Genomic DNA, 14,215 nt, shown 5'->3' on the forward strand with positions numbered 1-14,215 from the left:
CGCTCTCTTCTCATAAAAAGACCACCTACTTTCTTAATTTTAACAATACTTCTCTTTAAAGAAGTTGTCCAATTAAGTGTAGACGGTCCAAGAAGTGTAACTAAGGATGTCTGTATTCACACAAGTCGAGTGAAGTGTAAGTAAAGATGTCTATATTTACACAAGTAGAGAGAAATTTAAATATGGATATCTGTATTCACATAAGTGGAGAGAAGTGTAAGTAAGAATGCCTATGTTAACACAAGTCAGTTGAAGTGTAACTAAGGATGTCTGTATTCACAAAAGAGGAAAGCATGGGCATAAAAAATACCAACAAAGTCTTAGACTTTGCGGGCAATCTGATGGTAGTTCTAAGAGTTGCCAAAATGATTTTTATAAAAAATAAGAGCAGAAATTCATTATTAAAATTGAATTTCTGCTCTTATAAAATTTCTATGACATTTATGTCACAAGTTTTTCTATTAAACAAATAAACTAATAAATAGTATGAATATGATACCTGATACTGATATAACTGTTTCTAATAATGTCCATGATAAGAATGTTTCTTTCATTGTTAATCCGAAATACTCTTTAAACATCCAGAAACCTGCATCATTTACATGTGATGCTATTACACTACCAGCACCTGTTGCTAATACTACTAAAGCAAGGTTAACGTCTGATGATTCTAATAATGGCATTACAATACCTACTGTTGAAATTGCTGCTACTGTCGCTGAACCTAGCGATATTCTTAATACAGCTGCTACAATCCAAGCTAGTAATATTGGTGACATTGCTGAACCTGTAAATAGTTCTTCGACAGTTTTACCTACTCCACCGTCGATTAATATTTGTTTGAATGCACCGCCACCGCCAATGATTAGTAGCATCATACCAATTGGATATATGGCATTAGTTAATGTATCCATAACTTGATTAACTTTATATCCTCTGTTAATTCCCATTGAATAAATAGCAAACAATACTGAAATTAACATTGCTGTACCCGCTTCACCTATAAAACTAATAAAATCTAATATGCCTTCTGGATTCTCTGGTGAACCTGTTACTAAATCTACAACTGTTGAAACAAGCATTATAAATACTGGTAATAAAGCCGTTAATGCTGAAATTGCAAATCCTGGTGTTTCTTCAATTTTGAAAGATTTTTGTTTACCTAGAGATGCTAAGTCGCCCGATTTTGTAAATGCTTCTGGTATAATTTTTCTAGCAAATTTAGTGAAAATTGGTCCAGCAATTATTGTAACGGGTATTGCTACAATGATACCAAATATTAAAACTTGACCAATTTCCGCTCCAAATTCCTTAGCAATCATAACTGGACCTGGATGTGGTGGTAAAAATCCGTGAGTTACTGATAATGCTGCTGTCATTGGAATACCTAAGTATAATGTAGAAACTTTAGATTCTTTAGCTATTGTAAATACTATAGGAATTAATAATACTAATCCTACTTCAAAGAATAATGCTATACCGATAATAAATGATGCAGTAACAACTGCCCATTGAATTCGTTTTTGACCAAATTTATTAATTAATGTGTGTGCAATTCTTGTTGCACCACCACCATCTGCTAATAACTTACCTAACATCGCTCCTAAACCAAATATTAATGCAATGTGACCAAGTGTAGATCCCATACCTGTTTCAATTGTTCCAATAATTTTGCTTAATGGCATTCCTAACATTATGCCTGTTACCATCGCAGTTATAATTAACGATACAAAAGTGTTAAGTTTTAACCACATAATTAAACCTAATAATAATATAATTGCTACTGCTACTATTAATAATGGTGCAATATCTGAAAACATATTAACATCTCCTTATGAATGTGTTGCTTGAAATTCTGAAATCAAATCGTACTCTTCAGTTAATTTACGGCTTAAATTTATATAAATTGGTATAAGTGATTGATAAATATCAACATTTTCTTGTTCTGGTTCGTGTTGATACGTCTTACCTACCATTTTGTCCAATACTTCAAAATCTTCAATTTCTCCTAGTGCTTTTAATCCTAAAACACAAGCGCCTAAGCAAGAACTTTCATAACTTTCAGGAACTTCAACTGAAGTATCAAAGATATCTGCCATCATTTGTCTCCAAACTTCACTTTTAGCAAATCCACCTGTCGCTTTAATTTGTTCTGGTGATTTCTCCATAACTTCGATTAATGCAAGATATACTGTATATAAGTTTAGAAGTACGCCTTCTAATGCTGCTCTAATCATATGCTCTTTTTTATGTGATAATGTCAGACCGAAATAACTACCTCTTGCATTAGCATTCCATAACGGTGCACGCTCTCCTGCTAAATAAGGGTGGAAAATTAATCCGTTTGCGCCAGGTTTTACTCTGCTCGCAATTTTAGTTAAGACATCATATGAATCAACACCTAATCGCTTAGCTGTTTCTACCTCACTAGCTAATAATTCATCCCTTAACCATCTAAGTACAACACCACCATTATTAACTGGTCCACCAATACAATAGTGATCTTCAGTTAATACATAGCAAAATATTCTTCCCTTTTCGTCTGTCTTAGGCTTATCTATAATTGTTCTTATAGCGCCACTTGTACCAATTGTTACAGCAACTTCACCTTCGCGGTAACTATTCACGCCTAAATTAGAAAGTACACCATCAGATGCACCGATTACAATAGGTGTATTTTCATCAATGCCCATTATATCTGCATATTTTTTATTAACGTTCTTCATAATATGTGTAGTGGAAACTAAATTTGGCAATTGACTTTCATTAATTCCAAGTAAAGACATTACTTCTTTATCCCAAGCTAATGACTTAAGGTTCATCATACCCGTTGCAGAACCTATTGAATGATCCATTACGTACTCTTCGAATAACTGATAAAATATATAAGATTTTATATCAATCCATTTTGCAGTTTTGTCATAAATATCAGCGTGTTCATGCTTTAACCAAAATATTTTAGACAAAGGAGACATTGGATGAATTGGTGTTCCCGTTCTTTTATATATTTCAAGTCCATCATGTTTTTCATTTATCATATTTGCATATTTACTTGCTCTATTATCAGCCCAAGTTATACATTCAGTTAAAGGTTTGTTGTCTTTATCCATAGCTATTAAACTATGCATAGCACTACTAAAACTTAACAATTTAATATTTTTTGGTTCTGCTCCAGTATCTCTAATCACCTTTTTAACTGTGAATATGACAGCATCGAATATTTCTTCAGGATTTTCCTCAGCAACACCAATTTCTTTTGTTGACATAGGGTATTCAATACTATGTTTATTTAAAAAATTGCCTTCTTCATCATATATAACAGCTTTCGTGCTCGTTGTACCGATATCAATACCAATCATGTATTTCATTTTATAATCCTACTTTCTATCTATATTTATTTGCGAATTCCATAGAACATCTATTTGTTCATCTACATCATCAAAGTTTAAGTGAAATGCTTCTTTCATCTTATTTCTGTCCTTAGTTTCAATAGCTTCTATATATACTTTATGATTATGAATAACTCGCTTAAAGTCATCTAAATCATTTTTCATTCTTTGCCTCATCGAAACTAAAATTAAACATTCCATAACAGGGGTTAAGTTATGCCATATCATTTCAATATATTGATGATTAATTGCTGTAATCATAGATTCGTGGAACTGTAGATCCAGTCTTGTAAATTCGTCTGCATCTTCAAATTCAACTGCAACTGACATCATTTTCAAGATTTTATTTAATTGTTTGATGACTTCTGTATTATTTTCTAACTGTAGTCTTTCAAAAACGAACGACTCTAACATTAACCTAATATCATAAATTTCTTTTTGATTAGTATTAGACAAACCAATAACAACAGCTCCCATTCTTTCAAGAGAAATTAGACCATCTTGTTGAAGTAGTTTAAGTGCATCTCTCACGGGTGAACGGCTGACTTCAAACTGTTGAGCAATTTTGTTTTCGCTTAGCTTGTCACCTTCTGCAATTTCTTTACTTATAATAGCTAATCTAAGTTCACTCGCCACTTGTTCTCCAGTAGAACGATGTTTTAACCAATCGCTAGGATAGTGATAATGATGCTTCATAAAATCCCTCCAAAATCATCCGTATACTTGTATACAAGTTATTGTAAACGTTTTCTACATATTTGTAAACGGTTACGATTAGTTTTTTAAAGTAAAAACACACACTAACAAATTGTTAGTGTGTGTTTAAATTAAAATTCATTCAATATATAATCTGTTTAAAACAACTTCTCCTAATGCTTTACTTGCAGTTAATAAAGCATCTTCGTTAACGATAAATTTAGGACTATGATTATAAAATGCTTCATCAATATCATATGGTTTGCAACCTATAAAGAAAAATGTGCCAGGGATTTTTTCTAAATAACTCGCGAAGTCTTCTGAACTCGTAAGTTGCTCATGCTCTTTTAACGATTCAAAATAATCACCTTGGCTAGTTGCTAAAATATCAACTAAATAATCAGTTTGTTTATAATGATTGATTAAAGGTATACAATCTAATTCATATTTAAATTCGCAAGATACACCAAATGTTTCTTCTAATCCCTCAATTAATTGTACTATTTCGTCATGTATTTGGTGGCCAATACGGCTTTCCATATACCGTACATCACCTGCTAGTTCCACACTTTCTTGTATTACATTTAATGAACCTAAGCCATTAAATGAACTTATAGTTACTACACCCATATCAAAAGGATTTAATCTTCTTGAAACTACCGTTTGAACATTAGTAACAAAAGTACTCGCTGCCATAATAGCATCATTTGCTAAATGAGGACTGGAACCATGGCCACCTTTACCTTTAACTTTTAAATGGAATAATGATCGTCCTCCCATTGTTGGACCTTTTCTATATGAAATAACATCTGGTGTGTAATCTGGGAATAAGTGTATACCATATATCTCATCAACATCATTTAAATATCCCGAGTTTATCATATCAATTGCTCCACCGGGTGCTAATTCCTCAGCATGTTGATGTACAATAACTATTTTACCTGGTAAATGATCCTTCAACTCAATTAAACTTTCTGCAAGCACCATTAAATAAGCAGTATGTGCATCATGACCACATGCATGCATCCAACCTTCATGTTTAGAAGAAAATGGTAGACCGGTATCTTCAGTAATATTCAAAGCATCAAAGTCTGCTCTTAAAGCGATGGTTCTACCTGGTTTACTACCTTCTATTTCTACTATTAATCCATAATTTCCACCAATACGATTATGTATTTTAACATCTTTATCTTTATAGAATGACTCAATATATTGTGATGTTATGATTTCGTTAAATGATGGTTCTGGGTACTGATGCAAGTGTTTATAATGTTTTATCATACTTTGCTCTTTTTGTTCTAACTTTTTAAATAATAAACTTCGTAACATATGTTCACCCCAATTTCATAAAAAGTAACTACTACACGAAGTAGCAGTTACTTTTTATCTTCTTCACTTTTAGTTTTATCTGGATGCTCATCTACTTTATCTTCTTTTTCAAAAATAGCTAAAATTGCTGTAAGGAAAAATCCTAGACCTGCACCAATCATTAATGATTTAGGTGTTCCTTCGAAAAAGAAACTCCCGATAATACACAATACACCTATTATGATATAATGTTTTATAAATTTTTTACCCAAAAATATCCCTCATTCATATATCTAATAAGTTAAATTTAACATAGAAATGAGGGATAAACCATTATATATTCTTATTTCTTATAATGTAGTGATTAATTGCTGTGAAAATAACTATACATGCAATTGAAATCCAAATTTGATATACCTTCATTGATATCATACCTTGATTTAATATTTTAGGTAAAAAGTCTAAAGGATTATATTTCATCATGTTTGCTAAATCTTCGCCAATTTTTGGTATAAATATGAATGCCTCAAATATATTAGGTAATAAAATCATACAAAGTATTGCAGCCGTATAAACAATGGCAGATTTACCTGTTAATAAATTTAATATATTTAATAATGTGACATAGAAAACAATGATTAACATTAATACGCCTAACATTTTTAGATAATCAGTGAAACTTAACTTCCCTGCATCTATCATTGTCGATGATAACAATGTAAATAGTGTACCAAAAACAGCAAATATAATGACTACACCAACTACAGATAGTAATTTAGCATATAAATACTTAATTCGATTAGTTTTCGAATTTAAAAATAACTGTATTGTACCGAATTGCATATCACGTACAATCGTTCTAATAGCAAACATAAGTGCAACAAGTCCACCAAACATAATGAACATTGATAAAACAACTTGTGCATTGAAAGGTGCATCTAAAGTTTTAACTGAAATAATAACACCTACTGCAGGTATAATTGATAGTAAAAATCCTAAATATCCTAAAGGACTCTTGAAAATTCTTGTTAAGTCATATTTTACATGTTGTCCAATATTCATTATGCTTCAACTCCTTTATTAATATTAAAGTATTGATCTCTCAACGTTGTTTTATTATTTTCGATAAATTTCGGATAAATATTTTTATTGCCAAGCTCTTTTAATACGCCTTGATAATCTTGTAATGCTTCAACAGAGATTATTGATTCTTGCTTATTGCTTGCTACTACTTTGTACTTCATAGTAAGTATGTTAAGTGCTTCATTATAAACTTCTTGTACAAAAGTAAACTTCGTTACATACGTTGATTGATCTTTCATATTGTAATCTTCAACAATCGCGCCATCTTTCATAAACACTGTTCTGTCACATATTAGCTCTATATCTTCTAATTTATGACTAGAAATTAAAATTTTAATATTCAATTCTTTACTAACTCTTTCTAACGTCTTCAATACATCGATAGAACCATCTGGATCCATTCCATTTGTAGGCTCATCTAAAATTAAGTATTGTGGTTTGTTCATTAAAGCAACTGCTATTGATAACTTCTGTTTCATTCCCATAGAATACTTTTTAACTTTTTTATTGATATATGGTTTTATACCAAATGATTCTATTAATTGATTGATATATTGATCATCAACTTGTGTACCCAAAACATTTCTAAAAAAGTTTAAGTTATAATAGCCAGTTTTGTTCAAATATAATTTAGGATTTTCTATTAAATAGCCGACTTTAGTATTGCTTTCTTTACTAAAAGTACCATCATATTTAACAATATTTTCATTCATAATTTTCATTAATGTTGTTTTACCAACACCATTTTTTCCGATTAAACCTACAATTTGGCTTTCACCAAATTCAAAATCTATATTTTTTAGGACATGTTGTTTTCCGTAATGTTTCTGTATTTGAGTTAATTTCACAACTACTCACCTCTTCTTTAAATTGTAATAGTATTTTTACGTGCTTTATTAATAGCTAAGAAATAAGTTATAACAAATAATATAATTGAACAGCCTAAATATATTTCCATATCATATTGAGAAAATACTTCTGTATGGATATAGAACACGCCAATCAAATTATCTATATATTGAATCATGTTTGGGATAATAGCACCCACTATAATAATCCAAAATATAAGTGGGATTTTCAGCAATCTTTTATATTCAGCCAATGGTAATATCAAACTAACCGTTAACAAATTAGCAGATATATTCATGAACACACTTGTAAAGTCAATTGTGACTTCCATTCCAGATCCTTTAAATAATAAAGCTGTTGCTGATAATATTGCTAACGTAACTAGTGTTAATAGAATCAATATTATTGCTGTGAAATAATGAGCATTAATTACTGTTGATTGCTTTACTGGTAAGCTTAAAAATGTAAGCTCAGAATAATTTTCACTAATTCTTAAATAGAGATAATATGACCAAACTAAGAACACAATATGGATTGTTATGACTAATACACCTAAAATAGCAATTTTAAAGAAATTCTGTATTGGAATAACAATCAACAATGGTGACATCAATGTAATGCCTAACAATATAAATAAATATGGCTTTAATAAAACTAAGTTTCTATATAATATTGCTTTCATTTTATACCTCCATAAATATTTATTTTGTCATTTTTAGCTTTATGGATAGCCTTGTTGAACTGTATTATCCAAGTTGTCATAGCGATAATTAATAATATAGTTGGCAGGAAATACAAGTATATTTTCCATCCAAGTACATCAGCAAATGGATAAGAACGGTTTGAATAAATTCCAAAATAAAACATTGTAAAAACCACATACATTCCAACCAATATCCAAGCTCCAAACTGATTGTGATTAACTTGTGCAATTGTAGGATACACAATACTTAATGTAAATAAATTTGTGGCTACAATAAATATTGCTCCTTGTATAAATATCGTGTCTTGTTTATATATTGCAATAATGGTTACCATAACAAATGAAATAGTCGTCAATAATAAATTATATAAATAATGTGCTTTTACGATATCTATTTTGGAAATGGGTAAACTATTATAAAATATTTGACTACTTTGTTTATTCAAGAATATTGCATTATTAATACAGTGAACCGAAACAACTGCTATAAAATAAATAGGAACGAAATTAAACAGTCCATTTCCATTAACTGAAAATGTAAATTCAGAAAAGAAAGTCAAAATAAAGCACAATAAATATAATAAGTAATAGCCCTTTTCATATTGAAAATTCCGATAAAATATTGCTTTCATTTAAACCACTTCCTTATTGAATTTATCCTTTTCAATTCTTACCATGATATCTTCAATAGATGGTGTTTCAACAACGATGTCGTTTCCAAATAACTCTACAAATACGGAGCTTTGGTTTGTTAATCCAGAAAACCCAGTGTGAGTTTCTTTAATACTTATTAACAGTTCTCTTAATTCATCATCGAGTATAGCAGAATCACCTTTAATAATTTTATAACCTTCTATAAGTTCATCAACACTTTCATTAATAACGATTGAGCCATCTTTTAAGTACACAATGTAGTCGGCTATTTTTTCTAAATCTGAAATTATATGAGTTGAAAAGAAAATTGTTTTATCTTCATCAATTAATTCTTTTTGTAAAATTTCTAGTACTTCATTCCTCACAACAGGATCAAGTCCAGCTGTTGGTTCATCTAATATATAAAGCTCAGCATGATGACTTAAAGCGATTGCTAATGAAAGTTTCATCTTCATACCTGTAGAAAATTGTTTTATCTTTTGCTTATATGGAAGTTGAAATTGGTTCATATATTTTTGAAACATATCGTGGTCCCAATTTTTATAGTATTTGCTTACAACAGATTCTATTGTTTTTATGTTCCAATTCTCATACATGTAAAGTTCAGAATATACAAACCCAATTTTGTTTTTAATTTCAACTGGGTTAGCTGTTAAATACTCACCTAATAACTTTAAATCTCCGCTTTGTTCTTTTAACAAGCCCATTATTATGCGGATGATAGTTGTTTTACCTGATCCATTAGCTCCAATAAAACCTGTAACATAACCTTTTTTTACTTCAAAACTAATATTTTTTAGTTGAAGATTTTCAACTTTATAATTTAATTGATTAACTTCTATTGCATTAGCCACTTTATTCACCTTCCTCATATATCAAAGTAATAATTTCATTTATTTCTTTAACATCCATCCCTATTAATTTAGCTTGCTTTGTTAATTCTTTAGCTAAATCTTCAATAACAATAAACTGCTTTTCTTTCATAATGGATGGGTCTTGTGATTTAACGAAAGTACCTTTTCCTCTTATGGTTGTAACAAATTGTTCTTGCTCCAAATCAACATAAGCACGTTTAGTCGTGATTAAACTTACACCTAAATCACTTGCTAACTCTCTCATAGAAGGTAATGATTCACCAGGTTCTAGATTACCTTGAAGGATATGAGCTTTAATTTGTTCTTTAATTTGTTCGTATATTGGTTGATTGCTACTATTCTGTAAAAGAATCTTCATATGAAACCTCCCGACATTTCAAAGTGTGTATAAACAGTATATACACTATATACATAGTTGTCAACAAACCATCTTTTGTGGCCACACTTATCAGCAATTTTACCTAGAATTGCTTTTACTGATACCACTTAGTCACAGAATACCTTTATTCTCACAAGTCAGAAAAAATAAGAGCAAAAATTCAATGTTAACATTGAATTTTTGCTCTTATTAATTTTCCAGAACTTTTGTATCCGGACTACTTTGAATTTATTATTTTAAGTCGTGAATTGCGTTAGCGATTGATTCAAATACATGTTCAATATCTGATTTTTCGATACAACTAAATGCAATTCTAATGTCTGTTTTGTTTAAAGCAATAATACCAATACTATAGTTATTAATGAGATGTAATCTTAATTCTTCTGGGTCTACATCTTTTACTTTAACAGCCATAAAGTAGCCTGAATTAAATGCATACGGTGTCCACAATTCTTTATATGCATCACGATATGCAACTTCTTTAGTTACTTCATATCTTTCTTTCAAAATATTAATGTTTTGATCAATTTGTGATTGGAATGAAGGATCTTCCATTGCATGAATAATTGCTGTTTGGCTAGGTAAAGAACAACTAGATAAATTACTTCTAATTAATCCTTTTAATTTTGCTACTAATACATCTTTAACTTTCTCGTTCTTGCTGCCAAAAGTTAGGAACCCTACTCGGAATCCCCAAGCGAAATACTCTTTTGTTGCACCATCTATTTTGACTGGCATAACATTTTCATGGTCTAACTGTGTTAAAGCTGTAAACACAGATTGTTTATATACATCCTCAAAGAACAAGCCATAATAGGCATCATCTACTAATGTAATAACTTGTGTGCCTTTATCTGCTAATTTTTTAATTGATGCTACCATTTCCTCAACTTCTTTAACCACTGGCGTATAACCTGTTGGATTATTAGGGAAATTTAATACTAATACTACTTTTTCTTTATTATAATTCTCAAGAGCATTTTTGAAATATTCTAATGTAAAGCTTCCATCTTCCTCAAAAGCTTGATAAGTTTCAATATTAGCACTATGTCTTACACCAAATGCTAGTTTATAGTTACCCCAGTTATGTTCTGGTAACAAAATTGTATCTTGAGCATTTACAAATAAATCACCAGCTAATGATAAACCATGTGTTAATGCATTAGTGACTATTGGCTTAGAAATGTCATTAGAACTTAAATCAGGATTATCTTTTAAAATTTTCTTTTCCCAAAGTGTACGTAATCTCTCATCACCCTGTGGTGGAGAATAAGGGAAAATATCACTTGGATCTTGATCACCAAACTGATTATATAAAGCATCTGCGTACATGATACCTTCGTCAGTTGTAGCCATACCAATCGTAGCATTATATTTAGTGCCTTTTGCTTCACCAGATTGTGATAATATACCTTTTGGATAATAAATTGATTTACCTAAATCAGAAAGCATATCTAATAATACTGGATATTCCTTTTTCAATTGTTCGTTCAATTCTAAAGCTAGTGGGTTCATAGAAAGTCATCCTCTTTCATTGTTATGATACCTCTATACTAGACGAGAATTATAAAAATTAAAAGCATGTTTACTAAATTTCATAATTTATTTTTAAAAGTACTTATCCTTTTGGATTACAATATAAAAATTGATATAATATAAATTAAGAAAAGGAGTCAATTTTATGTCTACAATTACAAAAGCTCTATTAGGATTAGCGATTGTCTCATTAATTATTGGATTAGGTTTTGAAATTAGCGGACAATCTGGTATTCAATTTACATTAGCATCCATTTTATTTTTAGTTGCTGCCTTCATTAGTAGAAGTAGTGATCGTAAAAAGAGCAATAAAAAGAAATAACAGGCTGGACAATTAAATGTCTCAGCCTGTTATTTTAATATTTCACTTTATTTCGTTTGCGATTAGATTTTGTAATACTTTTCCATTCTTGTTTCTTCTCTGAAGCTGCTTTCTTTGATACCTTAGATTCATTAAACGCTACTTCTCTGAGTAGCTTTAAATAATTGTCGTATCTATTTTGATCTAATTCACCACTTTTTATAGCTTCTTGAACTCTACATTCTGGTTCATTATCATGAGAACAATCTTTGAATTTACAATATTTTGCTAAATCCATAATATCTTCAAAACTATTCTCAATAACTTCTTTATCAGCTGATATCGAAAGACTTCTCATACCCGGCGTATCTATTATAATCCCATTAGGTTCAATGAAATATAATCCTCTATGAGTAGTTGTATGACGACCTTTACTGTCTGCATCTCTCGTTGAATTTACTTTTAATGTATCATTGCCTATCAAGTAATTAGCAATACTGGATTTACCCACTCCAGAAGAACCGACTAAAGTAGCCGTCATACCTTCATGAAATCTATTTTTTATTTGTTCTAAATTGATACCTTTAGTTACACTTGTTACGATAATTGGTATATCTTTCACTCTATCTTCTACAAGCTTTACCTTATCTTTATAATCCTCTATTGTATCCATTTTATTCAATATAATGACTGGGTTAGCTTTACTCTCATTTATTTGAATTATATATCTTTCTAATCGATTTAAATTGAAATCGTTGTCCAAACCCATTACGACAAATACTTCATCTAAATTTGTCGCAATATATTGATTTAGTGATTCATGTTTTTTTGATTGACGTTTTAATTCACTAATTCTCGGTAATATATCAATAATTAATTGAAAATCAGCTAATTCGTTAACTATTACCCAATCTCCTATTGCAGGAATAGAATTATTTTGAACTAATTTTTGTGTAATTTCTCCTTTACATTCACCTTTTGTTGTTAAAATTCTAAAATGATTTTGAGCAACAAGTGATATTCTTCCAAGTTGAAAGTCACTTGTAAAGTATTCTTCGAAAAAATCTAGCTGTTCTTTTTTGATGCCTAGTTGGTATAAATTCATTTAATTCCCCTTATAATTTATATATTAGGAATTATGGCCACCCATTCTTAAGTTATCTTGAAACAAGTTATTTAATACCATCATAAAACATCATCCTTTCAACTTTATTAACATTATTGTAAGGGAATACTTTATTATAAGCAATATTTCATAGTAATTAGCCACTTAAGATAAATAAGTACATACAGTTTAAATATGTTAAAATTTCAATAGGAGTGATAATTATGACTTTATATCAAAAGTTTATTCATACCAAAGCCGGTGAAATGTTAGCAATTGCTGATGAAACGCATTTATTAATGTTGCATTTTATTAATAAGCCTTCTCTTGAAGAAGAATTACAAATTGTTAAACAACAACTTAAGTCTGATGTACTTTTACAAAGTAATAAAGTATTAGATAATCTTGAACAAGAATTAAATAGCTATTTCGATGGTAAATTAGATTCATTTTCAACGCCGATTAAGTTTAATTTTGGCACACCTTTTCAACAAAAAGTTTGGACTGCATTATGTGAAATACCTTATGGAGAAACCATTTCTTATAAACAACTTGCAGAAAATATAGGTAAGCCGACTGCCTTTCGTGCAGTTGCAAATGCAAATGGCAAAAATTTCATTACGCTTATAGTCCCTTGTCATAGAGTGATCGCAGCAGATGGTTCATTAGGAGGATATTCTAGTGGTATAGAAAGAAAGGAATTACTACTTGAAATAGAGAAAAAAAACTAACACTTGATTAGCGCTAATCAAGTGTTAGTTTTTTTCTATTAAACTTTCTTCACCATATATTTATAATCATGTCCACTTAGAACTCTATCAGTTAAAGGTTCAAAGCCGAGTTTATTATACAATTTCAATGCACCTTTATTATCAAAATCACAATTTAATGAAACTTGTTTAAATCCTAATTTTTTAGCATTTTTAAAAGTGAATTCTATTAGTTTAGATGCAATCCCTTTTCCTCTATATTTCGTAAATACTGCAACAGATTCTATATAGAAATCTCCATTGTCTGTTTCGTGTTCAGGTAAAGGTGTACTTTCTAAATTAAATGATTCGTTAAAATCTATCTCTAACCAATTGTTTTCAAGTTGTGCTTCATCATCGCCAGCATAACAATTTATAAATCCTGCTAATTCATCATCAACTTCGAATACATGGATATGTTTATAGTTATTTCTGTAATTTCCTTCAACTATACTTTGTTCAATGACTTTCAACACTGTATCTTTGTCATTATTAACAACTAAAGGCAGTTCCATATCATTCCATATAATATACATTAACTCACTTAACTGTTTAGCATCTTTCTTCTGAGCAGCTCTAATCATAGCT

16 protein-coding genes are annotated in these 14,215 nt (G+C 30.1%); 2 read left to right on the plus strand and 14 right to left on the minus strand.

Annotated elements, in window-relative coordinates; translation table 11 throughout:
• Nucleotides 1-461 precede the first annotated feature (461 nt).
• The 12 genes from LQ668_RS09140 to LQ668_RS09195 form a co-directional block, all read right to left on the minus strand.
• On the minus strand, nt 462-1,820 hold the full coding sequence (locus LQ668_RS09140; protein WP_239732770.1) for a gluconate:H+ symporter: 1,359 nt from the start codon (nt 1,818-1,820) through the stop codon (nt 462-464).
• A gap of 12 nt (nt 1,821-1,832) precedes the next feature.
• Nucleotides 1,833-3,368 carry a gluconokinase gene (gntK, locus tag LQ668_RS09145; RefSeq protein ID WP_208143670.1) on the minus strand — a complete coding sequence of 512 codons (1,536 nt, stop codon included), beginning with the start codon at nt 3,366-3,368 and terminating at the stop codon, nt 1,833-1,835.
• 9 nt (nt 3,369-3,377) lie between these two features.
• The gene (locus LQ668_RS09150) at nt 3,378-4,085 is read right to left on the minus strand and encodes a GntR family transcriptional regulator (RefSeq protein WP_115337250.1); all 708 of its coding nucleotides are present in this window, start codon (nt 4,083-4,085) and stop codon (nt 3,378-3,380) included.
• A gap of 138 nt (nt 4,086-4,223) precedes the next feature.
• Nucleotides 4,224-5,414 (minus strand): amidohydrolase, encoded by a 1,191-nt coding sequence (locus LQ668_RS09155; RefSeq protein WP_078358539.1) that lies wholly within the window; start codon nt 5,412-5,414, stop codon nt 4,224-4,226.
• Between the two features lie 47 nt (nt 5,415-5,461).
• Nucleotides 5,462-5,665, minus strand: coding sequence for a hypothetical protein (locus tag LQ668_RS09160; RefSeq protein WP_078358540.1), 204 nt, complete (start codon nt 5,663-5,665; stop codon nt 5,462-5,464).
• A gap of 61 nt (nt 5,666-5,726) precedes the next feature.
• Nucleotides 5,727-6,455 carry an ABC transporter permease subunit gene (locus LQ668_RS09165; RefSeq protein ID WP_115337249.1) on the minus strand — a complete coding sequence of 243 codons (729 nt, stop codon included), beginning with the start codon at nt 6,453-6,455 and terminating at the stop codon, nt 5,727-5,729.
• The gene (pmtC, locus tag LQ668_RS09170; RefSeq protein ID WP_115337248.1) at nt 6,455-7,324 is read right to left on the minus strand and encodes a phenol-soluble modulin export ABC transporter ATP-binding protein PmtC; all 870 of its coding nucleotides are present in this window, start codon (nt 7,322-7,324) and stop codon (nt 6,455-6,457) included. The genes LQ668_RS09165 and pmtC overlap by 1 nt, the downstream gene beginning before the upstream one ends.
• Before the next feature lie 17 nt (nt 7,325-7,341).
• Nucleotides 7,342-8,007, minus strand: coding sequence for a phenol-soluble modulin export ABC transporter permease subunit PmtB (gene pmtB, locus LQ668_RS09175; protein WP_115337247.1), 666 nt, complete (start codon nt 8,005-8,007; stop codon nt 7,342-7,344).
• On the minus strand, nt 8,004-8,660 hold the full coding sequence (locus LQ668_RS09180) for an ABC-2 transporter permease (RefSeq protein ID WP_115337246.1): 657 nt from the start codon (nt 8,658-8,660) through the stop codon (nt 8,004-8,006). Before LQ668_RS09180 ends, pmtB begins: the two co-directional genes overlap by 4 nt.
• Nucleotides 8,661-9,536 (minus strand): phenol-soluble modulin export ABC transporter ATP-binding protein PmtA, encoded by an 876-nt coding sequence (pmtA, locus tag LQ668_RS09185; protein ID WP_411815242.1) that lies wholly within the window; start codon nt 9,534-9,536, stop codon nt 8,661-8,663.
• A gap of 1 nt (nt 9,537) precedes the next feature.
• Complete coding sequence (pmtR, locus tag LQ668_RS09190; RefSeq protein WP_078358546.1) at nt 9,538-9,915, minus strand: PSM export ABC transporter transcriptional regulator PmtR; 378 nt, start codon at nt 9,913-9,915, stop codon at nt 9,538-9,540.
• A gap of 252 nt (nt 9,916-10,167) precedes the next feature.
• A complete protein-coding gene (locus LQ668_RS09195) occupies nt 10,168-11,451 on the minus strand; it encodes an aminotransferase class I/II-fold pyridoxal phosphate-dependent enzyme (RefSeq protein ID WP_107509516.1) in 1,284 nt (427 codons plus the stop codon).
• Between the two features lie 166 nt (nt 11,452-11,617).
• Here LQ668_RS09195 and LQ668_RS09200 point away from each other — a divergent pair, with 166 nt between their 5' ends.
• On the plus strand, nt 11,618-11,794 hold the full coding sequence (locus tag LQ668_RS09200; RefSeq protein WP_170167693.1) for a hypothetical protein: 177 nt from the start codon (nt 11,618-11,620) through the stop codon (nt 11,792-11,794).
• Nucleotides 11,795-11,828: 34 nt separating this feature from the next.
• Here LQ668_RS09200 and rsgA read toward each other — a convergent pair whose 3' ends face one another.
• Entirely contained in the window at nt 11,829-12,878 is a 1,050-nt protein-coding gene (rsgA, locus tag LQ668_RS09205) for a ribosome small subunit-dependent GTPase A (RefSeq protein ID WP_239732772.1), read from the minus strand.
• A 224-nt stretch (nt 12,879-13,102) separates the two neighbouring features.
• Between rsgA and LQ668_RS09210 the strand changes: the two genes are divergently transcribed.
• Complete coding sequence (locus LQ668_RS09210; protein WP_107509515.1) at nt 13,103-13,609, plus strand: methylated-DNA--[protein]-cysteine S-methyltransferase; 507 nt, start codon at nt 13,103-13,105, stop codon at nt 13,607-13,609.
• 38 nt (nt 13,610-13,647) lie between these two features.
• Here the strand turns inward: LQ668_RS09210 and LQ668_RS09215 are convergent, their stop codons facing one another.
• Nucleotides 13,648-14,211, minus strand: a complete 564-nt coding sequence (locus tag LQ668_RS09215) for a GNAT family N-acetyltransferase (RefSeq protein ID WP_107509514.1) — start codon at nt 14,209-14,211, stop codon at nt 13,648-13,650.
• Nucleotides 14,212-14,215: the final 4 nt, after the last annotated feature.

The organism is Mammaliicoccus sp. K-M42, from assembly GCF_022386375.1.
In the GTDB taxonomy this organism is placed as follows: domain Bacteria; phylum Bacillota; class Bacilli; order Staphylococcales; family Staphylococcaceae; genus Mammaliicoccus; species Mammaliicoccus fleurettii.